The sequence below is a fragment of the Streptomyces sp. NPDC054847 genome (assembly GCF_053610925.1).
The window spans coordinates 12,379-38,064 of record NZ_JBSGZJ010000004.1; the positions used below are offsets into that span (position 1 = coordinate 12,379).

The 25,686-nt window shown below is 70.2% G+C and carries 21 protein-coding genes and 1 tRNA gene; 10 read left to right on the plus strand and 12 right to left on the minus strand.

The features are described from left to right. Window positions 1-54 precede the first annotated feature (54 nt). Complete coding sequence (locus tag ACWGH4_RS01565; RefSeq protein WP_453454361.1) at window positions 55-1,617, minus strand: RDD family protein; 1,563 nt, start codon at window positions 1,615-1,617, stop codon at window positions 55-57. 224 nt (window positions 1,618-1,841) lie between these two features. Here ACWGH4_RS01565 and ACWGH4_RS01570 point away from each other — a divergent pair, with 224 nt between their 5' ends. Further along, window positions 1,842-2,312, plus strand: a complete 471-nt coding sequence (locus tag ACWGH4_RS01570; protein ID WP_453454363.1) for an SsgA family sporulation/cell division regulator — start codon at window positions 1,842-1,844, stop codon at window positions 2,310-2,312. 10 nt (window positions 2,313-2,322) lie between these two features. Here the strand turns inward: ACWGH4_RS01570 and ACWGH4_RS01575 are convergent, their stop codons facing one another. Further along, the gene (locus ACWGH4_RS01575) at window positions 2,323-3,690 is read right to left on the minus strand and encodes an FAD-binding oxidoreductase (protein ID WP_453454364.1); all 1,368 of its coding nucleotides are present in this window, start codon (window positions 3,688-3,690) and stop codon (window positions 2,323-2,325) included. A 109-nt stretch (window positions 3,691-3,799) separates the two neighbouring features. Here ACWGH4_RS01575 and ACWGH4_RS01580 point away from each other — a divergent pair, with 109 nt between their 5' ends. Beyond that, window positions 3,800-5,557, plus strand: coding sequence for a tetratricopeptide repeat protein (locus tag ACWGH4_RS01580; protein ID WP_453454366.1), 1,758 nt, complete (start codon window positions 3,800-3,802; stop codon window positions 5,555-5,557). 93 nt (window positions 5,558-5,650) lie between these two features. Here ACWGH4_RS01580 and hppD read toward each other — a convergent pair whose 3' ends face one another. Then, complete coding sequence (gene hppD, locus ACWGH4_RS01585; protein ID WP_307706659.1) at window positions 5,651-6,796, minus strand: 4-hydroxyphenylpyruvate dioxygenase; 1,146 nt, start codon at window positions 6,794-6,796, stop codon at window positions 5,651-5,653. 121 nt (window positions 6,797-6,917) lie between these two features. Between hppD and ACWGH4_RS01590 the strand changes: the two genes are divergently transcribed. The 4 genes from ACWGH4_RS01590 to ACWGH4_RS01605 all read left to right on the plus strand — a co-directional run bounded on the left by ACWGH4_RS01590 (window position 6,918) and on the right by ACWGH4_RS01605 (window position 9,690). Continuing rightward, on the plus strand, window positions 6,918-7,397 hold the full coding sequence (locus tag ACWGH4_RS01590; protein WP_453454368.1) for an Lrp/AsnC family transcriptional regulator: 480 nt from the start codon (window positions 6,918-6,920) through the stop codon (window positions 7,395-7,397). 69 nt (window positions 7,398-7,466) lie between these two features. Beyond that, window positions 7,467-8,081 carry an ArsR/SmtB family transcription factor gene (locus ACWGH4_RS01595; protein WP_453454370.1) on the plus strand — a complete coding sequence of 205 codons (615 nt, stop codon included), beginning with the start codon at window positions 7,467-7,469 and terminating at the stop codon, window positions 8,079-8,081. 14 nt (window positions 8,082-8,095) lie between these two features. Next, window positions 8,096-8,278 (plus strand): hypothetical protein, encoded by a 183-nt coding sequence (locus ACWGH4_RS01600; protein ID WP_453454372.1) that lies wholly within the window; start codon window positions 8,096-8,098, stop codon window positions 8,276-8,278. Next, a complete protein-coding gene (locus ACWGH4_RS01605; RefSeq protein WP_453454373.1) occupies window positions 8,275-9,690 on the plus strand; it encodes an MFS transporter in 1,416 nt (471 codons plus the stop codon). The genes ACWGH4_RS01600 and ACWGH4_RS01605 overlap by 4 nt, the downstream gene beginning before the upstream one ends. Here ACWGH4_RS01605 and ACWGH4_RS01610 read toward each other — a convergent pair. From ACWGH4_RS01610 to ACWGH4_RS01635, 6 genes are all read right to left on the minus strand, one after another. Further along, the gene (locus tag ACWGH4_RS01610; protein ID WP_453454375.1) at window positions 9,629-10,417 is read right to left on the minus strand and encodes a YlbL family protein; all 789 of its coding nucleotides are present in this window, start codon (window positions 10,415-10,417) and stop codon (window positions 9,629-9,631) included. The two genes, ACWGH4_RS01605 and ACWGH4_RS01610, sit on opposite strands and share 62 nt — an antisense overlap. Before the next feature lie 85 nt (window positions 10,418-10,502). Beyond that, on the minus strand, window positions 10,503-11,144 hold the full coding sequence (locus tag ACWGH4_RS01615; protein WP_441265488.1) for a helix-turn-helix domain-containing protein: 642 nt from the start codon (window positions 11,142-11,144) through the stop codon (window positions 10,503-10,505). Between the two features lie 372 nt (window positions 11,145-11,516). After that, window positions 11,517-13,301, minus strand: coding sequence for a DEAD/DEAH box helicase (locus ACWGH4_RS01620; RefSeq protein ID WP_307706666.1), 1,785 nt, complete (start codon window positions 13,299-13,301; stop codon window positions 11,517-11,519). Between the two features lie 139 nt (window positions 13,302-13,440). Further along, complete coding sequence (locus ACWGH4_RS01625; protein WP_453454378.1) at window positions 13,441-13,830, minus strand: type II toxin-antitoxin system death-on-curing family toxin; 390 nt, start codon at window positions 13,828-13,830, stop codon at window positions 13,441-13,443. After that, window positions 13,827-14,027, minus strand: coding sequence for a CopG family transcriptional regulator (locus ACWGH4_RS01630; RefSeq protein WP_453454380.1), 201 nt, complete (start codon window positions 14,025-14,027; stop codon window positions 13,827-13,829). Before ACWGH4_RS01630 ends, ACWGH4_RS01625 begins: the two co-directional genes overlap by 4 nt. Window positions 14,028-14,062: 35 nt before the next feature. Beyond that, complete coding sequence (locus ACWGH4_RS01635; RefSeq protein WP_453454382.1) at window positions 14,063-15,709, minus strand: MFS transporter; 1,647 nt, start codon at window positions 15,707-15,709, stop codon at window positions 14,063-14,065. A 170-nt stretch (window positions 15,710-15,879) separates the two neighbouring features. Here ACWGH4_RS01635 and ACWGH4_RS01640 point away from each other — a divergent pair. Together ACWGH4_RS01640 and ACWGH4_RS01645 are read left to right on the plus strand one after the other, a co-directional pair. Continuing rightward, window positions 15,880-15,951: transfer RNA gene (locus ACWGH4_RS01640), tRNA-Cys, on the plus strand. 442 nt (window positions 15,952-16,393) lie between these two features. Further along, complete coding sequence (locus tag ACWGH4_RS01645) at window positions 16,394-17,314, plus strand: serine/threonine protein kinase (RefSeq protein ID WP_453454384.1); 921 nt, start codon at window positions 16,394-16,396, stop codon at window positions 17,312-17,314. Window positions 17,315-17,655: 341 nt separating this feature from the next. Here the strand turns inward: ACWGH4_RS01645 and ACWGH4_RS01650 are convergent, their stop codons facing one another. The 3 genes from ACWGH4_RS01650 to ACWGH4_RS01660 form a co-directional block, all read right to left on the minus strand. Continuing rightward, window positions 17,656-18,153, minus strand: a complete 498-nt coding sequence (locus ACWGH4_RS01650) for a hypothetical protein (protein ID WP_453454386.1) — start codon at window positions 18,151-18,153, stop codon at window positions 17,656-17,658. A 197-nt stretch (window positions 18,154-18,350) separates the two neighbouring features. Further along, complete coding sequence (locus tag ACWGH4_RS01655) at window positions 18,351-20,675, minus strand: hypothetical protein (protein WP_453454387.1); 2,325 nt, start codon at window positions 20,673-20,675, stop codon at window positions 18,351-18,353. An 11-nt stretch (window positions 20,676-20,686) separates the two neighbouring features. Next, window positions 20,687-21,112 (minus strand): hypothetical protein, encoded by a 426-nt coding sequence (locus ACWGH4_RS01660; protein ID WP_441265480.1) that lies wholly within the window; start codon window positions 21,110-21,112, stop codon window positions 20,687-20,689. A gap of 318 nt (window positions 21,113-21,430) precedes the next feature. Here ACWGH4_RS01660 and ACWGH4_RS01665 point away from each other — a divergent pair, with 318 nt between their 5' ends. Both ACWGH4_RS01665 and ACWGH4_RS01670 read left to right on the plus strand, forming a co-directional pair. Beyond that, window positions 21,431-23,587 (plus strand): protein kinase domain-containing protein, encoded by a 2,157-nt coding sequence (locus tag ACWGH4_RS01665; RefSeq protein WP_453454389.1) that lies wholly within the window; start codon window positions 21,431-21,433, stop codon window positions 23,585-23,587. Between the two features lie 42 nt (window positions 23,588-23,629). Further along, complete coding sequence (locus tag ACWGH4_RS01670; RefSeq protein ID WP_453454390.1) at window positions 23,630-25,684, plus strand: protein kinase domain-containing protein; 2,055 nt, start codon at window positions 23,630-23,632, stop codon at window positions 25,682-25,684. The last annotated feature ends 2 nt before the right edge of the window (window positions 25,685-25,686 follow it).

The following is a 25,686-nucleotide window of genomic DNA, read 5'->3' on the forward strand; positions in this document are numbered from 1 at the left end:
GCAACGGCTCACAGGCGTTCGGGGGACCTCCTGGGAGCCGTACGGCCGGACGGGTCAGCCGGTCACGAACGTGTGCGCCGTCTTGTCGTGCCAGCACTGCCGCCACGGGCGGTCGAAGAGGCACCACAGCACATTGAGAACCCCGACGACGAGGACGCCGAGCACGCTGTAGAGGAGCCAGCGGCGCAGCGCGGCGCCGAACGTCGGCGGCTCATGGGTCTCGATGTCCAGGACCTGGAGGCCGCAGAGCTTCTTGCCCAGCGTCCGGCCCCACTTGGCGGTCGGCAGCGACTCGTAGAGCACGCCGAGGACGAGCAGGGCGCCGAGGACGATGCCGAGGTGGCCCGCCGTGGTGCCGTCGAGGAGCCAGACGGTCACGGTCCTCCCGGACAGTTTCGCCGCCTCGATCTTCTCGTCGATGTGGGCGCGTGCCTGCGCGGCGACGGGGACGGCCACGGCGCCGACGAGCGCGCCGAGCACCACCGTGTCGATCAGGCGGGCGGCCAGGCGCTTGCCGAGGCCGGCGGGCCGGGCGGCGGCCTGGGCCTGTGCGGCGGCGAGGAACGGGTCGTTGACGGGCGGCTTCCACGGAAGGACCGGCTCGCCCTCCGCGGAGGCCGACGTCTGCGCCAACTGGTGCACCTGCTGCGGCCAGGAGGCCGCGCCGCCGCCGGCGCTGCTGGTGACCGGCGGCTGGGACTGTGCGGGCATCTGCGGCTGAGGCTGCGCCGGTGCCAGGGGCTGTGCGGGTGCCTGAGGCTGCGCCGGTGCCTGGGGCCGGGCCTGTGCGGGCGTCGGCGGGGCGGGGGCGGCGGACTGCGGGGCCGGGCGGGACGGGTCCGCCTCCGCGGGCCTGCCGACCGCACGCATCGTCATCGTGCCGTCGGCCTGCCCCGGCCGCTGGGCCCGGATGGTGACGGTGTTCTCCGCGGGCTGCTGGGGACCCGGCGTGCGGCGGACCGGTGTCTCCTCCGCCGCCGGCCGGGCGGGGTCGGCGGAGCCCGCCGCGCCGCCGGGGCGCAGCGCGCGGATCGCGACCGTACCGTCGACCGGCGGCTCGCCCGGGGCGGACGGGCCGAGAGGGCGGACACCGCCGGGGATCTCGTCGGCCGCGGGACCCGCCTGGGGAGCCGCGGAGCGCATGCCGGGCAGCTTGCCGCCAGTGGGGTCGGCGGGCGGTTCCGACGTCCGGGCGGCGGCGGGACGACGCGGATCGGACGGCGCGTCACCGGCGGCGGGCCGGTCGGACGTGCGGGGGTCGCCGCCCCATGAGACGCGGTTGTCGAGGTCGCCGCCGAAGCCGGCCTGGCGTGAGGTGTCGGCCTGCCAGGCGGTGGCGGGCTCGGGGCGGGCGGGCTCGTCCGACGGCTCCTCGTCGAGGAAGACCGGGCCGGTCTCTTCCACGGAGGGTGCGGGCGCGGCGGGGACCGCGGGTCCGGAAGCGGCGGCCGACGCGGGCGGGCCGGGCATCGCCTCGCCCGACTTCGGGGCGGGCCTGCTCGTGCCGGGCACCCATGCCGCCCCGTTCCAGTACCGGACATATCCAGGAATGGACGGGTCCGGGTAGTAGCCGGGTGTGGGGCTGCCGTCGCCGGTTGCCGGGGTTGGGGCGCTCATCACCGTGGTCCCGTATCTCTTCGATGCCTCAATTCGAGGGACCACATCTATCAGACCCTCGCGCACCCCTGGGCCGGTCCTGCCGTAACGACCACTTTCAGGTCACGGGTATGTCACGGAAAGTTATGTGCGGAAGTCGCGTAATGCCTCCGGGGGTAGCCGCTCTCTTCCCGTGAGGCCCGCTCACCGGGCCGCCCCAGAAGGCGTACAGGAAGGAAGAGATCATGCACACGGTGGTGGAACGCGAACTCGAGTTGAACCTGGTGCTGTCGCCCGAGCGCAGCATCCCCGTCCCCGCCCGGCTGTCCTACCGCGCGGACGACCCCTATGCCGTGCACATCGTCTTCCACGTCGGCTCGAGCCACCCCGTCAGCTGGACGTTCGCCCGGGAGCTGCTCGTGGAAGGGGTGTTCCGGCCGTGCGGCACCGGCGACGTGCGGGTCTGGCCGTCGAAGACCGACGGCCGCAGCGTCATCCTCATGGCGTTGAGTTCACCCGACGGTGACGCGCTGCTGGAGGCGTCGTCCCCCGCGGTGTCGGCATGGCTGGAGCGGACGCTGCGGATCGTGCCGCCCGGGACAGAGACGGCGGCGCTCGGCATCGACGAGGCCCTGGCCGCGCTCCTCGCGCCGACCAGGACCGACGAACTGCGGGCGCACGGCTCCTCCGGCGACCCGCAGGACGGCGATGCCTGAGCGGCGCGGTTCAGAAGAGCTTGCCCGGGTTGAGGATGCCGAGCGGGTCGAAGGTCTGCTTGATGCCGCGCTGCAACTCGAGGCTGACAGGGCCGAGTTCCCGCGCCAGCCATTCCTTCTTGAGCACGCCGACGCCGTGTTCGCCGGTGATGGTGCCGCCCAGTTCCAGACCGAGCGCCATGATCTCGTCGAAGGACTCCCGGGCCCGCCTCGACTCGCCGGGGTCGAGGTGGTCGAAGCAGACGACCGGGTGGGTGTTGCCGTCGCCGGCGTGGGCGCAGACGCCGATGGTGAGGTCGTACTTCTCCGCGACGGCGGCCGTGCCCTCGATCATCGCCCCGAGCTTGGAGCGCGGTACGCAGACGTCGTCGATCATGGTGGCCGACTTCACCGTCTCCAGCGCGGTCAGCGACATCCGGCGGGCCTGGAGCAGCAGTTCGGACTCGGCGACGGTGTCCGCGGGCACCACCTCGGTCGCGCCCGCGGCCTCGCACAGGGCCCCGACGGCGGCCAGGTCGGCCGCGGGGTCCGGGGTGTCGAAGGCAGCGAGGAGCAGGGCCTCCGTCGTCTCCGGGAGACCCATGTTGGCCAGTTTGTTGACCGCCCGGACGGTGGTGCGGTCCATGATCTCGAGGAGCGAGGGAGTGTGGCCGCGCTCCATGATCGCGCAGACGGCGTCGCAGGCGGTGGCCGCGGAGGGGAACTCGGCGGCCAGTACGAGCTGCGCGGGCGGCTGGGGCCGTAGCGCCAGGACCGCTTCGACGACGATGCCGAGGCTGCCCTCGGAGCCGACGAACAGCCGGGTGAGGTCGTATCCGGCGACGCCCTTGGCGGTGCGCCGGCCGGTCTTCAGCAGCCGCCCGTCGGCGAGGACCACCGTCAGGCCGAGGACGTACTCGGCCGTCACCCCGTACTTGACGCAGCACAGGCCGCCGGACGCGGTGCCGATGTTGCCGCCGATGGTGCACATCTCCCAGCTGGAGGGGTCCGGCGGGTAGTACAGGCCGTGCTCGCCCACGGCGCGCGACAGTACGGCGTTGACGACGCCCGGTTCGACCACGGCGATCCGGTCGACCGGGCTGATCTCGAGGATCTTGTCCATCTTCGTCAGCGACAGCACGATGCAGCCGTCACAGGCGTTGGCCGCGCCCGACAGGCCCGTGCGGGCGCCCTGCGGCACGACGGGCACCCGCAGTTCCGTGGCGGTGCGCATGACGTGCTGGACCTGTTCCACGGAGCGCGGCAGGACCACGACGGCGGGGGTGCCCGCCGCGCAGAAGCTCGCCATGTCGTTGCCGTACGACGCGGTGACGTCCGGATCGGTGATGAGGGCTTCCGCGGGAAGACCGGCGCGCAGCCGCTCGAGGAGATCGTCCATGATCCCAAGCCTCGCACCGGGGGCCATCGGTGTGAACCCGTCTGCGTTCCGCTCCGCGGGTCAGAGTGTGTTCTTCGTATTGGCTGTCTGCTGCCGCACAGTGAGCGCCATGAAGAGCGAAACCCTGAAGAACGCCGCTGTCAGCACGCTGGTCGGCGCGACACTGGTCACCGGGGTGATCGTGCTCGCGCCCGGTTGGGGGAAGGACACATCGCCGCCCGCGTCCGGGCCGGTGGCCAGGGCGATGACCGCGGCAGGGTCGGGCGCGCCGGCCTCGCTCTCCGACCTGGACGCGCTGATCCGCGACCGCGAGCGTTTCGTCCGCGACCATCCGGGTGACGAGGAGTCCTGGGCGGTGCTGGGCTCCGCGTACGTGGAGCGGGGCACGCGGCTCGGGGACACGGCGTACTACCCGAAGGCCGAGGAGGCGCTCAAGCGGTCGCTGAAGGCGGTACCGGCTGCCGAGGGCAACGTCGACGCGCTGGTGGGGATGGCCGAGCTGGCGAACGCCCGGCACGACTTCGCCGGTGCGCGCGGTTACGCGGAGAGCGCCAGGAGGCAGAAGCCGGAGCGCTGGGCGGTGTATCCGGCGCTCATCGACGCGTACAACGGGCTCGGCAGGTACGCGGCCGCCGGCAAGGCCATGGACAAGCTGCTGGAGCTTCAGACCGGCCCGCAGGTGCTGGGACGGGAGGCGCGGGTCTACTGGAACAAGGGCTGGCGCGAGGACGCCGCGGCCCTGGCGTACGGCGCGACCGCGAACTCCCGGACCCCCGCGGAGAAGGCCGTCGCCCTGCACCGCGAGGGGGAGCTGGCCTGGGAGCGGGGTGAGGCCGAGGAGGCCGTGGAGCACTACACCGCCGCGCTGAGGGCCGTTCCCGAGAGCCACCGTTCGCTGGCGGGCCGTGCGCGCGCCCTGGCGGCGCTGGGCCGTACGGACGAGGCGCTGGAGGACTACCGGTCAGCGCTGGAGAAGCTGCCGCTGCCCGAGTACGCCCTGGAGGCCGGTGAGTTGTACGAGTCGCTGGGGCTGAACGGGGACGCCACGACCCTCTACGAGCTCCTGCGCGAGCAGGTCACCCGTGCCGGCGAGCACGGCGTCGACGGGGACCTGGTGCTGGCGCGTTACGAGGCCGACCACGGGGACCCGGCCGACGCGGTGCGCAGGCTCCAGGGCGAATGGCGGCGCGGCCACCGCAATGTGCACGTGGCCGACACTATGGGGTGGGCGCTGTATCGGGCGGGCCGGCCGAAGGACGCGCTCCCGTTCGCGAAGCTGGCCACCGGCCAGGGGCTGCGCAGTGCGCTGTTCTCCTACCACCTCGGCGAGATCGAGCGCGCTCTCGGCGACTTCGGCCCCGCACGGCGTCACATCGACGAGGCGCTGCAGACGAACCCGCACTTCTCGCCGCTCCTCGCGGAGAAGGCGCGTGAGGCGCAGGACGCGCTCGGCGAGCCCGAGCCGGGCGGGCCCGCGGACGTGGAGGGTGACGGGTACTGGCCGCTGGATCCGCCGGCCGACGCGCCGTCCGGTGCGGCCTCGCCTTCGCCGTCGGCGTCGTCGCCCTCGTCGTCCGCCGCGGCCTCTCCCGCGCCGGCGGCCTCTGCGGCCGCTCCGCTCCCCGTGTCCCCCTCTTCCCCCGCGTCCCCCTCCCCCTCGGCCCCCTCGTCCCCCTCGGATGCTTCGGACGCTTCGGATGCTTCGGACGCTTCGGATGCTTCGGGCGCTGCGGCTCCGGAGGCTTCCGGACGTACGGTCGTCTCACCGGCGCCGGCGCCGCCCGCCGCCCGGCCCGCTCCGCAGCTGCGGCCGGTGCAGCGCTCCACGAGCCCGGCACCGGCGACGGTGGCGCCCGGGAACGGCTGACCGGCCTGTCCGCCGGAACGGTCGGCGGACAGAACGACGATGCGGCCCCACGGGTCAGGACCGTGGGGCCGCAGTCGTGGGCAGGGGCAGCCCTTACAGGTTGCCGCGCTTCTCCTGCTCGCGCTCGATCGCCTCGAAGAGCGCCTTGAAGTTGCCCTTGCCGAAGCCCATCGAACCGTGCCGCTCGATCATCTCGAAGAAGACGGTGGGGCGGTCCTGGACCGGCTTGGTGAAGATCTGCAGCAGGTAGCCGTCCTCGTCGCGGTCGACGAGGATCTTCAGCTCGCGCAGCGTCTCCACGGGCACCCGGGTCTCGCCGGCCCACTCGCCGAGGGTGTCGTAGTACGAGTCGGGGGTGTCGAGGAACTGAACACCCGCGGCGCGCATCGAGCGGACGGTGGCGACGATGTCGTTCGTGGCGAGCGCGATGTGCTGGACGCCGGCGCCGCCGTAGAACTCGAGGTACTCGTCGATCTGCGACTTCTTCTTCGCGATCGCCGGCTCGTTGATCGGGAACTTCACCTTGAGGGTGCCGTCCGCGACGACCTTCGACATGAGCGCGGAGTACTCGGTGGCGATGTCGTCTCCCACGAACTCCTTCATGTTGGTGAAGCCCATGACCTTGTTGTAGAAGCCGACCCACTCGTTCATCCGGCCGAGCTCGACGTTGCCCACGCAGTGGTCGATGGCCTGGAAGGTGCGCTTGGCCGGCGGCTCGACGATCGGGTCGGCGGCGACGAAGCCGGGCAGGTACGGGCCGTCGTAGCCGCCGCGCTCGACGAGGGTGTGGCGGGTCTTGCCGTAGGTGGCGATGGCGGCCATCACCACGGTGCCGTGCTCGTCCTTGACCTCGTACGGCTCGGTGATGCCGGTGGCGCCGTGCTCGACGGCGTACGCGTACGCCTTGCGGGCGTCCGGCACCTCGATGGCCAGGTCGACGACGCCGTCGCCGTGGGCGGCGACGTGCTCGGCGAGGAAGCGGCCCCAGTCGGTGGACGCCTTGATCACGGAGGTGAAGACGAAGCGGGCGGCGCCGTTGGTGAGGACGTAACTCGCGGTCTCGCGGCTGCCGTTCTCCGGTCCGGAGTAGGCGACGAGCTTCATGCCGAAGGCCGTGGAGTAGTAGTGCGCGGCCTGCTTGGCGTTGCCCACGGCGAAGACGACCGCGTCCATTCCCTTCACCGGGAAGGGGTCGGCCTGCCGCGCGGTGTCGGGGGTGTGATCGATGGTCTCAGTCATGGAAGAAGGCTCCCGCCGATCCACAAGGTGCGCAATAGTTTGTGTGTCGGCTGGGCAATCTGCCCAGACGAGGTCCGGAATCGGCGGACGTTGTGTACAGGATGACCATCGGGAGGGCGCCATGGCGATCGATCATCTGGACGGGCGGCTCATCGTGCTGCTGGCGCGGGAACCGAGGATCGGCGTGCTGGAGGCGTCGCGGCGGCTGGGGGTGGCGCGCGGGACGGTGCAGGCGCGGATGGACCGGCTCCAGTCGCAGGGGGTGGTCCGCGGATTCGGGCCGGACGTCGATCCGGCGGCGCTCGGCTATCCGGTGACGGCGTTCGCGACGCTGGAGATCAAGCAGGGGCAGGGCGCGGACGTGCGGGCGCACCTCACGACCGTCCCGGAGGTGCTCGAGCTGCATACCACCACCGGTCACGGGGACATGCTCTGCCGGCTGGTCGCCCGTTCCAACGCGGACCTCCAGCGGGTGATCGACCGAGTCGTCGGCTTCGAGGGGATCGTGCGCGCGTCGACGGCGATCGTGATGGAAAACCCGGTGCCGCTGCGGATCATCCCGCTCGTGGAGCAGGCGGCGGAGGACTCCAAGGCATCCTGAGGCACTTACAAAGAACTGGTTGCATAAAAAGCGTTGCAAGGATTTCTTTGCAACGCTACCTTTGCATGCATGAGCGAGCACGAGGAAGAACGTGCGGCCGAGGCGGGACCCGGCGCACGCAAGCTCCACAGACTTGACCCACGCTCCCTGCGCGGCATCGCCCACCCGCTGCGGATGCGCCTGCTGACGGTGCTGCGACAGGACGGCCCCGCGACCGCCTCCCGGCTCGCGGAGAAGCTCGGCGAGTCCAGCGGCGCCACGAGCTACCACCTGCGCCAGCTCGCGGCGCACGGCTTCGTCGAGGACGATCCGGAGCGCGGCAAGGGCCGGGAGCGGTGGTGGAAGGCGTCCATGGACGGCATGCTCTTCGACGAGTCGCTGTACAGCGACCCCGACCCGGCGGTGCGCGGAGCGGCGGACCTGTACCTCCACGAGCACGCGACCATGCACACCCAGGAGGTCGCCACCTGGCTCGGCAACCAGCGGGACTGGCCCGAGGAGTGGCGGCGCAGCTCCGACCTCAGTGACTTCACACTGCTCCTGACCGCGGCGCAGATGTACGAACTCAACCAGAAGATCCACGAGCTCATCGAGAGCTACCGCGACCTCGAGCCCGCGCCCGGCACCGAAGGCGCCGCACAGGTCCGCCTGCACACGCACGCATTCCCACGCTCCACCGGCTGAGGGGACACAGGGTCATGCACACCGACATACATCTGACACTGCACGAGCTGCGCGCCGGTGAACTGCGCGCGGCGGCCACCGGCCACGTGCCACGCGAACGGCTGCGCACCCGACTGGGCCTCGCCCTCGTCGAGTGGGGGATGCGGCTGCTGCGGCAGCCGCCCGCGCAGGCCCGGTGCACGACCCGTCTCGCATGAGCGGGCAGGGGGGAACCGCCGCGGCCGTGGCCGCGCGGGGGCGGCGCGGACCGCTGGCCGCCGTGCTGGCCGCCAACGCCGTCTCCATCACCGGCAATTCGCTCACACTCATCGGCGTACCGTGGTTCGCCCTCCAGACCACGGGCAGCCCCGCCAAGGCCGGCCTGGTCGCCTTCTGCGCGACCCTGCCGGTCGTCATCTCCGCGATCGCCGGCGGCCCGGTCATCGACCGCGTCGGCCGGCGCCGCGTCAGCATCGTCACCGACCTCGTCTGCGCCCTCACCCTCGCCGCGATCCCCCTGCTGCACTACGCGGGAGCGCTCCGGTTCTGGATGCTGTGCGCGCTGATGGCCGTCACGGGCCTGTTCCACGCCCCCGGCGAGACCGCCCGCTACGTGCTCGTGCCCGACCTGGCCCGGGTCGCGGGAACCAGCCTGTCGCGGGCCGCGAGCCTCTTCGACGCCGTCTCGCGCGGCGCGCGGATGTCCGGCGCGGCGCTCGCCGGCGTACTCATCGCCCTGATCGGCGCGGAGGCCGTCCTGCTGGTCGACGCGGCCACCTTCTGCGGCTCCGCGCTGCTGATCCGCCTGGGGCTGCGGCGGGTCGCCGCCGCCGAACCACGGCGGGACGCGCCCCGGGTGTCCTTCACGGCGTACCGGGCCGAACTGCGCGAGGGCTACGCCTTCCTGCTGCGCGCCCGGCTGCTGCTCGGCGTCGTACTGATGGTGATGGTCACCAACGGCCTGGACCAGGGCTGGAGTTCGGTGCTGCTGCCCGTGCACGCCAAGGAGAACCTGGACGGCGCCCGTGACCTCGGTCTGCTGGTCGCCGCCTTCGGGGGCTGCGCACTGCTCGGAGCCCTGCTGTACGCGGCGGTCGGGCACCGCTTCCGCCGGTGGACGCTCTTCACCTGTGCGTTCCTGATCTGCGGCCTGCCACGGTTCGTCGTGGCGGCGCTGGTGGACGGCACGGTGCCGCTCGCCGTGACCATGGCGGCGGGCGGGCTGGCGGCCGGGATGCTGAACCCGATCCTGACCACGGTGATGTACGAGCGCGTGCCCGAGCGGCTGCGCAGCCGGGTCGCGAGCGCCAGCACCGCCGGGGTGCTGATGACCACACCGCTCGGCGGCCTGGCGGCCGGCTACCTCATCGAACAGGCGGGCCTGGCGACGGCGCTGCTGACCTTGGGCGGGCTGTACTTCCTGACGACCCTTGCCCCGGCGGTGTTCCCGCGCTGGCGCGAGATGGACGCGGCGCCCGCGGACGGCGGCGTCGTCGACGGCGGTCCGGGTCCGAAGGCCGACGGCGTCGCCGACGGGAGCCCGGGGGCCAAGACCGACGGTCCGGACCTCAGCAGCTCGGGACCTTCCCGCCCTTCTCCAGCGAACGCAGCGACTCCACCGCGCCCTTGAGCGTCGTCACGGGGATCAGGCGCATTCCCTCGGGCAGTTCGGCCTGCGCGTCGGAGCACTCGTCCTTGGGCACCAGGAAGACGGTCGCCCCGTCACGCCGCGCCGCCTGGGTCTTCAGCGACACCCCGCCGACCGCGCCGACCTTGCCGTCGGCGCTGATCGTCCCCGTACCCGCGATGTTGCGGCCACCGGTGAGGTCGCCGCCCGCGCCGTCGCCCGCGAGCTTGTCGATGATGCCGAGGGAGAACAGCAGCCCGGCGCTGGGCCCGCCCACGTCGGCGAGGTGCAGCGACACCTTGACCTCGGCGGGGTCCTCACCGAGGTAGGAGAGGGCCGCACGGGCGGCGACGTCCTGCGACTTCTCCATGTCCGCGACGTTGCGCCGCTCGATCTCCTTGTCCGACTTGCCCGCCGGGTAGACGGCGTCGCGCGGCAGCACGGCACGGTCGGCGCGGAACCAGCCGTCGGCCACGTCCCCGAGGTCGACGTCGGTGGCCGGTCCCGTCGCGACGATCGTCGTCATCCGCAGCGCCCCCTCCGTCTCGCGGGTCGGCGCACCGGAGATCGTGATCACCGGCGTCCCCTGGTCCTCGCCGAGCACATCCGCGGTCATGCCCGGCTGGGCGACGACGAACGGCAGGGGTGCCAGCCCGGCGACGGCGAACAGCGCCACGACGGGCAGGGCACAGAGAGCGAGGGCGCGGGGGCGCGTGAGACTGGAGAGCACGGCGTCAATCTATCCGGCGCGGACCCGTCGCGGTCGGCGGGCGGCGGGTCCGGTGCCGCGGCCCGCCGTCCGCGGGCCGCGATCGCTACCGGAGCGCGTCCGCGACCTCGCGCGCCGCGTCCACGACGCGCGGCCCCACCCTCTCCGGTACGGCGTCTGCCAGCATCACCACACCGACGCTGCCCTCTATGCCCGTCACCCCCACCAGGGCCGCGGCGGCGCCGCTCGCGCCCGCCTCCAGTTCCCCGTGGGTGAGCGTGTATCCGGGCTCGGTGCTCTTGGTCTGGCGGGCGGCGAGGATCGCCTTGCCGGCCGCGCCCCGGTCCAACGGGTGCCGGAAGCCGGCCCGGTAGGCCACGTGGTAGTCCGTCCACGTCGGTTCGACGACGGCGACCGCGAGGGCCTCCGCCCCGTCGACGAGGGTCAGGTGGGCCGTTGCCCCTATGTCCTCCGCGAGCGAGCGCAGGGCCGGCATCGCGGCCTCCCGCACCAGCGGGTGGACCTGGCGGCCGAGGCGCAGCACGCCCAGGCCGACCCTGGCGCGGCCGCCGAGGTCGCGTCGGACGAGGGCGTGCTGCTCGAGGGTGGCGAGCAGCCGGTAGACGACGGTGCGGTTGACGCCGAGTTTGGTGGACAACTCGGTGACGGTCAGCCCGTGGTCGGTATCGGCGAGCAGCTTGAGGACACGTAGTCCCCTGTCGAGCGTCTGGGAGGTCTCCGCGGTCACGACGCCCTCTCCTTCGGAGTGAGTGACGGCGATCCTCACAAGGGATGTCGCGGCACCGGTCCCATCGGCGACGCACCCAGAGGCCGCCGGCAGGCCATGGCACACCGACTGCGCTCCGCGGCGGCGCTGCCACGGGGCGTTTGCATTGCGGGGACAGTAGCGACCGGCACCGCTCAGCGGAAGCCCTCGTCCAGAATCCGGGCGATCTTCCTTCAACGACGGGTTATTGATCCCCGTACGGGCCATGTGGGCTGGCGCCGGCACGACCGCCGTCGGCCGCGGCGCGATGCGGCCCGGCCGTCGTCCGCCGTGGTGCGGTCGGCGGCGCCGGACGACGGTCGTCCGGTGGCGTACGGCGCGGGCGGCGCCGGGTCAGCGCATCCGCGTGGCCCACTCCTGGACCTTCTTGATCCGCTCCCGGATCTGACCGGCCGTCGCCTCCGCGCTCGGCGGACCGCCGCACACCCGGCGCAGCTCGGTGTGGATCACCCCGTGCGGTTTGCCGCTCTGGTGTACGTACGCGCCGACCATCGTGTTCAACTGCTTGCGCAGTTCCAGCAGTTCCTTGTGGGAGACGACCGGGCGGCGCTCGGCCGGCAGCTCGAGGAGGTCGGCCTCCTCGTCGGGCTTCTTGCGGCTGTGCGCGATCTGCCGTGCCTGCCGCTTCTGGAGCAGCAGCTGCACCTGGTCCGGTTCGAGGAGCCCGGGGATGCCCAGGTAGTCCTGCTCCTCCTCGCTGCCCGGGTGCGCCTGCATGCCGAACTCGGCCCCGTCGTACAGCACACGGTCGAAGACGGCGTCGGACTCGAGCGCCTCGAAGGGCAGCATGTCCTGCTCGCCGGTGTCCTCGTCCTGCTGCTTCTCGGCCTCCGCCATCTCCTTCTCGGACTCGGCGTACGGGTCCTCGTCGCCGTCCTTCTTCGGCTTGTCGAGGGCGTGGTCGCGCTCGACCTCCATCTCGGAGGCGAAGCCGAGCAGGTTCGGGATGGTGGGGAGGAAGACGGAGGCCGTTTCGCCGCGCCGGCGGGACCGTACGAAACGGCCCACGGCCTGCGCGAAGAACAGCGGCGTCGAGATCGTCGTCGCGTACACACCGACCGCGAGGCGCGGTACGTCGACGCCTTCGGACACCATGCGGACGGCGACCATCCAGCGTGACCCGTCCTCGCTGAACTCCTCGATCCGCTTGGACGCCGCGGCCTCGTCGGAGAGCACGACGGTGGCCTTGGTCCCCGTGATCTCGCGGATCAGTTTGGCGTACGAGCGGGCCGAGTCCTGGTCGGAGGCGATGACGAGGCCGCCCGCGTCGGGGATGCCCTTCCTGACCTCGGTCAGCCGCTGGTCGGCGGCGCGCAGGACGTTCGGCATCCAGTCGCCGCGCGGGTCGAGCGCGGTGCGCCAGGCCTGCGAGATCGCGTCCTTCGTCATCGGCTCGCCGAGCCGCGCGGCGACCTCGTCACCGGCCTTGGTGCGCCAGCGCATGTTGCCGCTGTAGGAGAGGAAGATGACGGGCCGGACGACGCCGTCGCCGAGGGCGTTGCCGTAGCCGTAGGTGTAGTCGGCGGCGGAACGGCGGATGCCGTCGTTGCCCTCCTCGTACGTGACGAACGGGATCGGATTGGTGTCCGAGCGGAAGGGCGTGCCGGTGAGGGCGAGGCGGCGGGTCGCCGGCTCGAACGCCTCGAGACACGCCTCGCCCCACGACTTGGAGTCACCGGCGTGGTGGATCTCGTCGAGGATGACGAGCGTCTTGCGCTGCTCGCAGCGGTTGCGGTGCAGCATGGGGCGCACCCCGACACCGGCGTAGGTGACGGCGACCCCGTGGTACTCCTTGCTCAGCGGTCCCGCGCTGTACTCCGGGTCCAGCTTGATCCCTATCCGCGCCGCCGCGGCCGCCCACTGCTTCTTCAGGTGCTCGGTCGGCGCGACGACGGTCACCTGCTGCACGACATGGTGGTGCAGCAGCCAGGACGCGAGGGTGAGCGCGAACGTCGTCTTGCCGGCGCCGGGCGTGGCGACGGCGAGGAAGTCTCGCGGCTGCTCCTGGAGGTACTTCTCCATGGCGCCCTGCTGCCAGGCACGCAGCTTGTTCGCCGTGCCCCAGGGGGCACGGCCGGGGAAGGCGGGTGAGAGGTGGTGGGAGGCGGTAGTAGTCACGGTCTCCGGTTCGGGCTCTCGGTGCGGGGCGCGGGCGTCGGCATCGGCGTCGTTACGTACGACAACCGGGCCACCCTACCGGTGGCCCGGTCGCGGTCCGGGACAGACGGGGCAGCGCCCGGCGGCATTGCGGTCCATGTCACACGCCTGGATCGGCCAGCGCCCGCAGCGCCTCCGAGATCCCTTTCACTTCGTCCATCCGGCCGGTCGACACCGCGATCACCAGACGCTCGGCCGCATCGATGTCCGGGCGCAGCTGCACGTCGTTCATGGCGAGGAAGACCATGCAGGAGGTCCACGCCGTGCGCTTGTTCCCGTCGATGAAGGGGTGGTTGACCGCCAGCGACTGGAGGAGTGCCGCCGCCTTGTCGAAGAGATCGGTGTACGCCTCCTGCCCGAACATGGAAGCCGATGGGCGGTGCACCGCGGACTCCAACAGGCCCAGGTCGCGAACCACTACGTCCTGGTCATCCACCGCGGCAGCGGCGATGGCCAGGACGTCCTCGGCGTCGTTGTAGACGCACGTCACTTGAGCCGCTCCAGCAGCTCGGACCACTTGGCCACCTGCTCCTTGGCGGTCTTGCGGACCATTGCCTGGTGAGCGGTTCTGGCCAGGTAGTCGTCGACGGCCGTGAGCACTATGGCGTGCATGCTGGTGCCCTCCTCCTCGGCGCGCCGCTTGAGGGCTTCCGTCTGGTCGTCGCGAAGACGCAGGTTCATGGCCATACCAGAACGGTACCATCGGTGGGGTCATTGTGGTACTAAGTTGGGGAGGGCACCCGCAGCCGCGTGGCCACCCACGCCCCCGCCAGCGCCACTCCCGCCATCGGCAGGAACACCGCCGCGAAGGCCGCCGGGTGGGCGCCGGAGACGCCGTCGGACACGGCGTGGGCCGCGCCCGCCACGCCGCCGCCGAGGGCGGCGAAGGCCGCGCCGCCCGCCGCGAGGAGCAGCACGTTCGACAGGGCGTCGGAGATCTGGAGCGCGGCCGAGTTGGCCCCGGCCTCCTCGGGAGCGGACAGCTTCAGCAGCAGCACACTGGTCGAGCCGATCACCAGTCCCATGCCGAAGCACCCGAAGCCCCAGGCGACCCCGACGGTCCACACCGGGACCGCTTCGATCAGCACGCTCGGCGCGGTCGCGATGGCCGCCGCGACGAGCAGCATGCCGAGCACCACCAGACGTTCCCGGTACGGCTCGGTCCGCGGCCGTGACTGAACGTACGAGCCCAGCGCCCATGTCGCGCCCCCGACCGCCAGCGACAGGCCCGCCATCGTCGGGGACAGCCCACGCTGCGTGACCAGCATCAGCGGGACGAAGGACTCGGCCGCGATGAACGACCCGGCCGCCACGCCCCGCAGCAGGACCACGGACGGCAGGCCGCGCGCCGCCCGGTACGTCCCGGCGGGCAGCAGGCCGAGCGCCGACGGTACGAGCAGCGCCGCGCCCAGGGCCGCGGGCAGCAGGGACAGCCAGCGCAGGTCCTGGCCGGCGTACTGGAGGAAGCCGGCGCCGATCGAGATGCCGAGGGCCAGCCGGATCCGCCGCCGGTCGAAGGGCGGCACGGGCGCGGAGGCGTCCGCGGGTCCGGCGGCGGTGCGGCGGATCGCGGGCAGCGCGAGCGTGAGCGGCAGGAGGACCAGGGCGGGGATGCCGATGAACACCCAGCGCCAGCCGAGCTGCTCGGTGACCGTGCCGGCGGCGAGCGGCCCGACGACCGACGGGATCACCCAGCTCGCCGCGAACGCCGCCATGATCGCGGGCTGGAGCCGCCGTGGATAGGCGCGGCTCACCACGACGTAGAGCGCGACGATGACCAGTCCGCCACCCAGGCCCTGCACGGCGCGTCCGAGCACGAACACCCACATGGCACCCGCGGTGCCCGACAGCATCAGCCCCGCGGCGAAGGCGCTCATCCCGCCCGCCAGCGCGCCGAGCGGGCCCCTGCGGTCCGCCCACTGCCCACTGACGACCATGCCGAAGAGGCTGGTGGTGAAGTACGCGGAGAAGGCGAAGGCGTACAGCGGGATGCCGTGCAGCTCGCGGGCGGCGACCGGCATGGCCGTACCGACGGCGGTGGCCTCGAAGGCGATCAGGAAGACGACGGCGACGATCCCGATGCTGAGCGCCCGGTGCTCACGACCGAGAACACCGCTCTGCCTGCCTTGCGGCTTGCCGTGGTGCGCGCCCAGGTGCGTGCCGTCCGCCCGGACGTCGTGCGCGCCGTCCGGCGCGGCGTCCGGCCGCCCCTCGTACCGGGTGCCCTGCCCGGCGGCCTGCGGGTCGCCGTGCCGGCCACCGGGCTCGTCGTCACGCTCGTCGTCACGCTTGTCGTCGGCGAAGGCTCCGGCTGCTGCTGCCGGGCGGGGAGCGACATCGGCGTCACTCGGCTCGAGGGGGACGGTCATGGGCTCAAGAGTAAGGGGCAAGAGCACCATTGGGCCCTGTCGGTCGGCGGGGCCGGACTGGTCCCTTCGTCGTACGACCATGAACGGCGTATGGCAGTCGTGTTGCGGCACGGACCGGATCGTTGAGGCCCGCCGCACCGGCCCCGTACGGTCGAGGAGTTGGAAGACACGGCCGTGTGCCCGAGTGGCTCAGGGGCTCGACTGCAACTCGAGTTACACCGGTTCGAATCCGGTCACGGCCTCCGCGGACAGCGGTACGACGACGGCCGCCCCTCATGACCGGGGGGCGGCCGTCGTCGCACCCGAGTGAGGACGGCTCGCGGCGGTCCCCCGCGTCCACGGGTCCGCCATTCCACCCCGGACCTGTCCGGGGTGCCGGCCGCGTTGCTCCCGGTGCTGAACGCTAATTGGCCAGGGCCCCGCCGAGCGAGCCACGACGACGGAGCTCCCGGGCGACCCCGATCCGGTGACGGCGGGCTCGCCGAGGGCCACCCCGGGCCGCGGCGCCCGGCTTCTGTCCGCCCATCGGACGCGCAGGCCCGACCTCCGCGCGCCCGGGACCGGAAGTGCCCGCGGGTGACGGTCGGGCGTCCTCCCCCGGGGGAGCCCTCCGGCCGTACGCCCGGCACGGAACAGAGGGCCGGTAGTCTCCTATGCCGTTGTCATGTCTAGGGGGATTCGCAGATGGAACGCGCACAGACGGAACGGCCACGGCAGGGCGGGCCGCACCGGTTCGGCACGTACCACCTCCTCACCCGCCTCGACCCGACCGGCCCCGGCTCCCCCGCCGTCCCCGAGCAGCGCTTCATCGCGCGCAGCGCGGACGGAGAGCGCACGGTCCTGATCAGCGCGCCGCACGAAAGCGCCGATCCCGGCCGCTTCCTCGTCGAGGCGGACGCGGCCCGTCGCCTCCAGGGCCCATGGACCCTCCCGGTCACCGAGCTCTCACCGACGCCCGCAGCCCCCTGGTACGCCTGTCCCTATCTCCCGGTGCTGCCGTTGCCCGTGGCCCTGGCCGTACACGGCGGTCCGCTGCCCGAACTCACGGTCCGAGCCCTGGGCACGGCCCTTGCCGAGACCCTCGCGGGCGCGCACGCGGCCGGCATCACCCACGCGGGCGTCTCCCCCGCCTCCGTACTGCTGGCCTGGGACGGGCCTCGCCTCACCTGCTTCGGCGCGGCACGCGCGGCGGCACCGGACGGCGAACGCCGCACCGGCCTGGCCGGCCTCGAGCCCGGCAGCCTCGCGCCCGAGGCGGCGGCGGGCGGGCGCCCCCGCCCACCGGGCGACATCCACGGCCTGGGCGCGGTCCTGGCCTACGCCGCCACCGGCCACACGGTCCCCGACAGCGACGAACTCCCGGAATCCCTTCGCCCGTTGATCGCGCGATGCCTGACCCGCGACGCGGCGGCCCGGCCGACCGCGCCCGAACTCCTGCACGCGCTGCCCCCGTCGTCCGCCGCCCCCGCGGCCACGGTCCTGGACTCCGCCGGCGCTCTCCTGGCACCCGGCTGGCTGCCCGGGCGGGTCGTGGCGGCCATCGCCCGTCAGTCGTCGGAAGTGCTGGCCGCCGAAGTCCGTACGCCCCGGACGTTCGCAGTCTGACGGCGAAGCACCTCCCGCATGACGGCGTCGCCACGCGCGTACGTCCCTCGTTGCGCCGGGGCTGTGGGTCTGAGGATCGGAGTCAGCGGATCAACCGGATCAACGGTATTCGGCCGACGTCGGCCCAACATCCGCCAGAGACGAGCACCGACGGGTCCGGGCTCGCGCCGACAGACAGACGTCGCGTCCAAGGCCTCTTTGCCATCACATCCCTGCCCGGTCAGGTCATCGCCGTCTACGACCGACGGCCGCGCCGTGCGGGACATCGCCGACCAGGCACAGTGAACCTGCGCCGGATCAGGCTGAACCCCCGAGGTTGTCGCAGCGCCTGGTCCGCACGGTCAAGCCCGGTCAAGGGTCGCGGTTTCGGAAAGGCCCCCCCGCTTCTCGCATCGCAGTTCCCCGGCCAGGGCAAACGCTGCCGCGTTGAGAAGCGTCAAATTCGCCTCACGCAGCTGCTTCATGTCGCCGGTCGGCTCATCTCTGTTCGAGATCTCGCCACGCAGAATGACTGCCTTCGCCGCTTGTTCACCAAGGAGCGGACTGACACATTCGAAGTAAAGAGAAGCCCGCTTGGAGCCTGCCAGCGCCTTTCGGCCCACCTTGTACGGCGTCAGCTCATCCGCATGCTCCGAACTGTCGAGAAATTCTCCATCGTCCAGCGCAAATTCAAGACTGACATCGTCCAGGTCAGAGGAGGCCGATGCATAGACGGAACAGAGTTCAACCTCGGAACCCTTGGAGACGCCCGCCTGTTCGAATTCACCCTTCAGCGTTGCAGCTGCACCCTCAAGGCCTTCTCCGGTGCCTTCAGGATCGAATTCCCGGGCACCTGTCACGGTCTCCAGCGCCCTAGAAGCCGATGGGCTCCGAAAGACGCCGTCGCACAGCCGGGCCGCGCCCACCATTTTACCCTCGGAAGGCTTACCTGTCTCAGGATCGCCGCCCTCCGTGCACGCCACTGCAGTCAAGAGGAGACCCACCGCGATCGCCGCTGCCGCGCTCCTTCGCACGTTCGTTTCTCCAGTCACTTCACTCAGTCATCTGTTTCGGGACGGTGACCCTGCTGATTCTCACGATCGATACCCTTGCCGTAACCGGAGATTACAGCTTCCTCCATGTCCTGACCGAAATCGCCATTGGGGTCGACGTTGTGCTCTTGCATGAAGTGCTTCATCGGCGATTCAGCTGTGAGTTCTCCAGCTCTGAAAATCTCTCGTCGCTGAAGCTGAATATCGTCCTTGCTGTCCTGCTGCTTGGTCTCTGTCCAGTCCCCGACCACTTGGCCGATTTTTTCCCCAACGGCTCCGCTCGCGGTGTCAACGGCAAGGGGCACCAGGATGGCCGCCACACCAGCACCGGCCGCCGTCGCCGGCAGGAAGGCTACTCCTGCGCCGACCGCAGCCACGGCGCCGAACTTGATCCACGCAGAGCGCTTCTCAAGAGCCTTGTTGTACTCCTCGTCCTTCTTGAGCCCTTCAGCCTCGACCTGGTCGGCGCGCGACTGGTCCAACATGCCTTGGACCTCCGAACCCGTACGCACCACCTCTCGTGCGTGCGCCTCATTGATCTGGCCGCCCGGACCGACCTGTGCCTCAAGCATGCTGCTCGTGTAGACACGCTCAGCTGTGGAGACGGACGCATAGGCATCCGGGTACTGACCCAGTGCGCTGAGGAACTGGCGTGCTCCGTCACGACCGAAGACCCCGTGCGCTTCCGTGTTCTTGTCCGGCGCGTAGAGGCTGTCCGATTCGTTCTCGTTCAACGCCCAGTTGATGTCATCAACGTATCCCGCACCCATATGGCCCAGGCTGTCGGCCAGCGCCGAATGATCCTTCTTGAGGAACTCCGGGTCTCCCCCGTACTTTTCGACGACCTTCTCCATAAGCTCGGCGGACGCCTCGTCCCGTACGAGTTTGGGGTTCGGATCATCGTAGGCGTGACCGAGCGTCGCCGATTCCAGGGCGTGCCCGAAAGCATCGGGCATGAAGTTCAACGACTCTTTGGCTTCATCCAGATTATGCCCGACGATGTCCGGGAAGGACTTGTAGTCCTTGTTTGTGAAGTAGTCAAAATAGCTCGTAATTTCCTTGCCGTCGGCACCCTTCGGGGCGCCACCCTTGTAGCTGCCGTCCTCGTTATACGCCTTCGGTTCGGACGAGAAGAACTCCTTCGAGGCCTCTGGGCTGTGCCCAAGCGCTTCCAACATACTGACGACCGGGTCGTAGCCGGATCCGTTCTTGCCCGACGGGTTCAAGGGATGCTTGTCGTAACCGGCCATGCCCTTCGAGTCGGCGAACATGTACGGGTCTTTGGCATGCAGCTGGACCACATGCTCCGCGATCGGATTCAAGAACTTCGGGTCGTAGTTGCCGTACCGCATGATGCCGCCGAGCAACTGATATCCGAAGGGACCGCTGTAGTCATGCTTGGTCAACGGGATGCGCTCGGTGCCCAGCTTGCGCATCTCGTCGCCCCACTTCTGGGTCCACTTGTCATCCTTGCCAGTGGGGTCAGTTGCTGTGGCAAGGTTGAGACCCAGATTTCTCTGTAGCTCCTGAACGTCCTTCAGCCGCTCCTTGTCCTGCTTCGACAAGTCATACGTGTCCGTGGAGAGCTGCCCGAAGAACTCCAGGGAGCCCTTCGGCCCGAGGCCGTCGTAGAAGGTCCGGGAGAACACCTTCGAGTCGTGGTTGTCCTTGAGGAGCTCGTTGAGCTGCTCAAGCTCCTTGTGCGAGAGGTCGCGGCCCTTCTTCGCGAGATCGACCGCCCGCTGGGCCTCTTCGGCGTCGATGCTGCTGTACTTCGGAGCGCTGAAGTTGTGCTTGTCGCCGGTGATGTTCGCCTTGAGGGCGTTGGACACGGCGATGTCCGCGTCGTCGCACGTCTCGATGATCGCGTCGACACGCTTCTGCATGGCCTCGATCTTCGCCCGCTGAGCCCGCAACGCCTCCGGATAGTCGGGGTCGTGCCGCGCTCCCTGGTCCTTCTCGAGGGGATACGACGCCTCGACCTTGCCTTGGGCGGTGATGACGAGATGCTGGGCCGGCGCCTCGGTGTCCATGAGCTTCTTGAGGTCGTCCTTGGCCTTCTTGAACGCCTCGTACCCGTCCGAGAGGATCTGCTTGATCCCCTTGGCCGCCTTCGCCGCGTCGTCGAACTCCTTGGCCGTCTTGTCGACGAACGGCTTGGTGACTTCGGCGTTCACCCCGCGCCAGTAGTCGTCCTTCGCCTTGGCCGCCATGGTGGAACCCGCGTCGGTGGCGAGCGTCTCGAGGTCGGTCGTCATCTTCGACCAGTCGTCCACCGACGCCTTCAGCTTGTCGAGTGGAGCGTGGTACACGTTGTCGAACGTCAGCATGGCTCCCCCGCCTACTTCAGGTACTCGTTGATCTTCGACACGCTCAGGGACGCCGCGATGTCCTTCTCGTCCTGCGCGTGCGACGCGGCGCTGTAATCGAGATGGTTCGAGATGTTCGCGCACGCATCGAGCAGCGTCTGCAGTTGAGAGCCCCAGGTCTCGTGCACCGTCGCCATCGCGGCACCGGTCCGGAAACCGTTGACGGTCATCATCGTCGCCGCTTCCGACGTGCTCGCATTCGCTTTCTTCCCGACCGTGTTCAAGCGGCCGTGCAGGAGGAATGCGGCGTTTCCAATAGCACCCAGCTTGTCCTGATTGGCCTGAAGATCGGCCGTGCTGCTGCCACCACCCCCCTCCGCAGGCAGTTGGTTCAAACGCATGCTGACATTCGCAGTCGACTCGGAACGGACCGAAGACCACTCGGTGTCGAACGACATGAATCCCCCGGAACCTGTGCAAACGATAGGTGGCGTGCCAATGGGCAGTCGGACCGAACCACCCTACGACGGAATCCGGACAGACCAAATGCCCCGCCCAGCATCTCTGCATCCAAGTGCCGCTTGGGTTGTGTCGGGTAGGGACATGCCCTGGAGCAGGACGCAGCGGCGTGCGCCGGTAGGCTCCACTTGCGTAGCCATGCCTCGGGGGGATTCACAGATGGAACGTGCGCCAATGCGCGGGCTGAACCGCGCGCCGGCCCGTGTCGGCCGGACTTCGCAAGGTGCCGCCCGTCGGATGTCCGGAGTCTGACGGCGATGCTTTCCCCTTTGACGCACGACGATCCGGTCGAGATCGCCGGCCACCGCCTGCTCGCCCGGCTCGGTCACGGCGGCATGGGCACCGTCTATCTCGCCCGTACCTCCGGCGGACGCGTCCTGGCGCTGAAAACCATGCACGCCGCCATCGCCACGGACCCCGCCGCCCGCACCCGTTTCCACCTCGAGACCGACGCCGCCCGCATCATCGGGGGCCACCACGGCGCCACCGTCGTCGGGGCCGACCCCACCGCCGAAACGCCCTGGCTCGCCACCGAATACGTCCTGGGCCCACCCCTCGACGACGCCGTCGACCTCTGCGGGCCCCTCCCCGAAGCCTCCGTCCGCGCCATCGGCGCCGCCCTCGCCGGGGCCCTGACCCAGCTCCACACCTCGGACGTCGTCCACCGCGACCTCAAGCCCTCCAACGTCATGATCACCGCCTACGGGCCCAAGATCATCGACTTCGGCATCGCTCGCGCCGCGGGAGACGACCGCCTCACCCGCACCGGAGCCGCGGCGGGCACTCCCGCCTACATGTCCCCCGAGCAGGCCACCGGGCAGGAACACACCCCCGCCGGCGACACCTTCGCCCTCGCCGGCGTCCTGGTGTACGCCGCCACCGGCCGGCCGCCCTTCGGCACGGGACAGGCGGCCGACCTTCTCTACCGCATCCGCTACACCGAACCCGACCTCACAGGGCTCCCCTCGGCCCTCGCGCCCGTCCTCAGCCGCTGCCTCAGCAAGGACCCCGCCGAGCGCCCCACCACCGGAGAGCTGGCCGCCCAACTTCACGACGGGAAGGGTCAGTTCGCCGACCACCTGCCCCATGCCCTCCTGACCGACATCGCGCGACGCGCCACGGACGTGTGGGCCCACCACCCCCACCGGCTTCCAGAGCCGGCGCATACCCCGCCGATCACGGAAGCAGCCGCTGGACGCGCCGCGGTCTCCCGTCGCACGCTTCTCAAGCGCGGTGGAGGAACCGCCGCAGGCGCAATCGCGCTCGGAGCCGGCATCTGGGCCTGGCTCGACAACCGCGGTACAAGCGCCGCCGAGGACACGGCTGCGCCGTCCCCTGCCTCTGGGGTCCCCAAACTGCCGGGCTCTGTCTGGACCAGGGGCATCTCGAGGAACTCGCAGGAAGTCGACACTGCTCCGCTGCTGGCGGGTGACTGCCTGGCGATCACGACAGTCGAAGGCCTGATCGGTGTCGATGTAGCGACGGGAGAGGACAGGTGGCTCCGCAAGGAAATGGTGTCGGCCAGTGCGGTGACAACCGATGGCCGGCGCATCTACGCAATCACGCCGGATCCGAGTGAACTGACCCTTTGTACGGTGGACCTGGCGGACGGCTCTCTGGAACTCGTACTGGTACTCGACGACTTCAACAGCGCCCTCAAGAACGGGAAGCTGCTCTGCGTCTCGGACGGCACCGCCTTCCTCGTCGCCGGCCAAGGGGAAACCGATGCCCGCGCCACCTGGTATCTGGTCGCCGCCGACGTCTCCTCCGGCGAGGAGCTCTGGCGCAGCGAGCTGGGCCCTTTGGAAAACCCGGCCCTGAAGTCCTTCTACTCTGCACGCTCCCTCGCGGGGAGCTTCCTCATGACGGTCGGCGACTCCGAGAGCGAGGCGCGCCTCGAGTGCTACGACGCCGCGACCGGCTCCTTCCGCTGGGCGGTCAAGCCCGATGCCCCTCTTGTCGCCGGCATCGTGATGGATGAGAGACATGTGTACCTGGGCGCCAATACCTTCGGGCTCAGCACCGAACGCCATCAGGTCATCGCCGTGCGTCTGACAGACGGAAGAACGGTGTGGGAGTACGGCGAGGACGTCCCCCAGGACCTACCGCATCCGGTCCTCGGCGGGGACGTGCTGTACACCATGCGCTTCGGCGGGATCGTCACAGCGATCGACGCCGCCGAGGGAAGCCTCGTCTGGGAGTCGTCTCCCGTACCGGACCGCTACGGCGTCGCCTTCGTCGGCGAACAGGACCTCTACATCATCGGTAAGGCCGGGCTCGAGGTGATCGACATTCGTACGCGCCGGACGCGCAACACCGTGACGATGCCGCAGGACGCCCGCTACGTCCGCGCGGACAACGGCATGTTCGTCGCTGTACAGACGGACGTGATTGCCGGCTACTCCGTGGAGTGACGTACCCCCCGTTCCCCCCTCCCCCACACGGAAAGAGTTTCGATGCAGCCCCTCGGCCCCGGCGATCCGATTCGACTCGGCCCCTATCGGCTCCTGGGAGTCCTGGGAGCCGGGGGTATGGGAAGGGTGTACCTCGGTCGGGACGGTTCGGGTCGGACCGCCGCGGTGAAGGTGCTGCACCCCGGCCTGACGAACGACCTGAATCTCACCCAGAGGTTCGTGCGTGAGGCGGAGGCCGCACAAGCGGTGACGAGCCCCGGCGTGGCCCGGTTGCTCGCCGCTCAGACGGAGGCCCGGAGGCTGTGGATCTCCACCGAATTCCTGGCCGGACCGACGCTCGACAGTGCCGTGGAACGCCACGGCCCGTTCGACGAGCGCGCTCTGCGCCACCTGGCCCATTCGCTGGCCCACACCCTCTGCGACATCCACCGCGCCGGGCTGATCCACCGGGACATCAAGCCGTCCAACATCATCCTCACCAGGACCGGTCCACGCATCATCGACTTCGGAATCGCTCGGCCCGAGCACGGCCTCACGCTCACGACCACCGGGCAGGCACCCGCAACACCCGGGTACGGTGCGCCGGAACAGGTGCTCGGCCAGCGGGTGGATCCTTCGGCCGACGTGTTCTCGCTGGGCGCCGTTCTCGCCTACGCGGCCAGCGGGCGCCGCGTGTTCGACGGCGCGCACGTCGCGGCTGTGCAGTACGAGGTCGTCCACGGGCAGCCGCGACTCGACGCCGTACCTTGGCAGTTCCGCAGTCTCATCGAGCCCTGTCTGTCGAAAGCCCCTGGAAATCGCCCTCGGCCTGAGCACATTGCACAGGCGTTCGCCACTCGGCGCGGAGACGAAAAGAGTTGGCGCACCGGTGCCCTCGCTTCCGACATCAAGGAGCGCGAGACGGAAGTAAATCGCTTCGTGACAGCCGTCGGACCGCGAGCGGGACAACAGCCGTCGCGCCGCCGGTTCCTCGTCGCGTCGCTGTCGGCCGGAGGCGCGGTGCTGGCAGCAGCCGGCGGGACCACGGCCTGGTGGCTGAACCACATTGCGGGCGGGCCGGTTGCGATCCCACCGGACGCGGAGCCGGTGGCAAACCAGGAGTACGCCGACGGAAGGACCCCCCGGCCGCTGTGGGGGCCGCTGAATGTGGCGGCAGAAGGCCCGGTCCCGCCGCCGATCGCAATGCATGGGGTAGTGATCTTCAGCGCTCGTGACGGTGGCCTTGCTGCGCACAAGGCCGTAGACGGCGAGGAGGTGTGGAATCTATCTGAAGCGTCCGGCACAGCGGGCATGCTCCAACTATCAGAGACGCACTTCATCGCAGTGACGGACGGCGGCGAGGTGGCTTCCCTGGACGCCTCCACAGGAGAACAGCAATGGGCAGCGTCCGCGGAGGCGGTCCAGCTGCTCGCTCTGGACGAAACATGCGTCTATGTACTCACACGGGCCGAGGAGATCCGTGCCGTGGAGATCTCCGGGCGCAAGCCGTTGTGGACGGTGACTGCGCCGGAGGGCATGCAGTCTGCCGACCGGCCGCTCGCCGCGGCCGGTGCCGAGCGCCTTGTCGTCTCGGGTTCGAACGGAGTCGTGATCGCCCTGAGCACGGACACCGGACGTGAAGTCTGGCGGCGTAGCCAAGGGTTCGGGCCGGCCATGCCGGCCATCGACCGGTCCAGTGTGTATCTCGGAGGCAGAGAACTCGCCGCCCTGATGGTGGCGGACGGCACGGAGCGATGGACCGTCTCTGGCTACACCTCCTCCGCCGCGGACGGATGGGGCGCGCCGTGGGTCAAGGAGCTGAATGTCTGTGCCATCGTCGGCGGCAGGCCGCAAGCGGTGCGCATGTCCAATGGAGACACGGACTTGATGGGGAACGACTCGATGGAAGCGGACGTGTTGAGCAGCCTTCCACCCGTGGCCGAGGGCAGAAGCCTCCTGGTCGACGGAGCTGAGGGGGTGTCGGTCTTCTACGACCCTCCCTCCAGGCGTGCCTGGGTCTACAAGTCCGACACAGGGGCGCCGACCGTGATGGCGGGTGCCGGCCGTCGGGTGTTCCTCGTGAGCGACGGAAACGTGACCGCTGTGCCTGTCCTGTAGGG

Excerpts from the sequence above, each read along its gene's own strand:
- hppD (WP_307706659.1), bottom strand. The coding sequence starts at position 6,796 with ATGACTGAGACCATCGATCACACCCCCGACACCGCGCGGCAGGCCGAC.
- ACWGH4_RS01590 (WP_453454368.1), top strand. The coding sequence starts at position 6,918 with ATGGCGATCGATCATCTGGACGGGCGGCTCATCGTGCTGCTGGCGCGG.
- ACWGH4_RS01645 (WP_453454384.1), top strand. The coding sequence starts at position 16,394 with ATGGAACGCGCACAGACGGAACGGCCACGGCAGGGCGGGCCGCACCGG.
- ACWGH4_RS01580 (WP_453454366.1), top strand. The coding sequence starts at position 3,800 with ATGAAGAGCGAAACCCTGAAGAACGCCGCTGTCAGCACGCTGGTCGGC.
- ACWGH4_RS01575 (WP_453454364.1), bottom strand. The coding sequence starts at position 3,690 with ATGGACGATCTCCTCGAGCGGCTGCGCGCCGGTCTTCCCGCGGAAGCC.
- ACWGH4_RS01600 (WP_453454372.1), top strand. The coding sequence starts at position 8,096 with ATGCACACCGACATACATCTGACACTGCACGAGCTGCGCGCCGGTGAA.
- ACWGH4_RS01565 (WP_453454361.1), bottom strand. The coding sequence starts at position 1,617 with ATGAGCGCCCCAACCCCGGCAACCGGCGACGGCAGCCCCACACCCGGC.
- ACWGH4_RS01635 (WP_453454382.1), bottom strand. The coding sequence starts at position 15,709 with ATGACCGTCCCCCTCGAGCCGAGTGACGCCGATGTCGCTCCCCGCCCG.
- ACWGH4_RS01665 (WP_453454389.1), top strand. The coding sequence starts at position 21,431 with ATGCTTTCCCCTTTGACGCACGACGATCCGGTCGAGATCGCCGGCCAC.
- ACWGH4_RS01670 (WP_453454390.1), top strand. The coding sequence starts at position 23,630 with ATGCAGCCCCTCGGCCCCGGCGATCCGATTCGACTCGGCCCCTATCGG.
- ACWGH4_RS01595 (WP_453454370.1), top strand. The coding sequence starts at position 7,467 with ATGAGCGAGCACGAGGAAGAACGTGCGGCCGAGGCGGGACCCGGCGCA.
- ACWGH4_RS01570 (WP_453454363.1), top strand. The coding sequence starts at position 1,842 with ATGCACACGGTGGTGGAACGCGAACTCGAGTTGAACCTGGTGCTGTCG.
- ACWGH4_RS01660 (WP_441265480.1), bottom strand. The coding sequence starts at position 21,112 with ATGTCGTTCGACACCGAGTGGTCTTCGGTCCGTTCCGAGTCGACTGCG.
- ACWGH4_RS01655 (WP_453454387.1), bottom strand. The coding sequence starts at position 20,675 with ATGCTGACGTTCGACAACGTGTACCACGCTCCACTCGACAAGCTGAAG.
- ACWGH4_RS01605 (WP_453454373.1), top strand. The coding sequence starts at position 8,275 with ATGAGCGGGCAGGGGGGAACCGCCGCGGCCGTGGCCGCGCGGGGGCGG.
- ACWGH4_RS01630 (WP_453454380.1), bottom strand. The coding sequence starts at position 14,027 with ATGGCCATGAACCTGCGTCTTCGCGACGACCAGACGGAAGCCCTCAAG.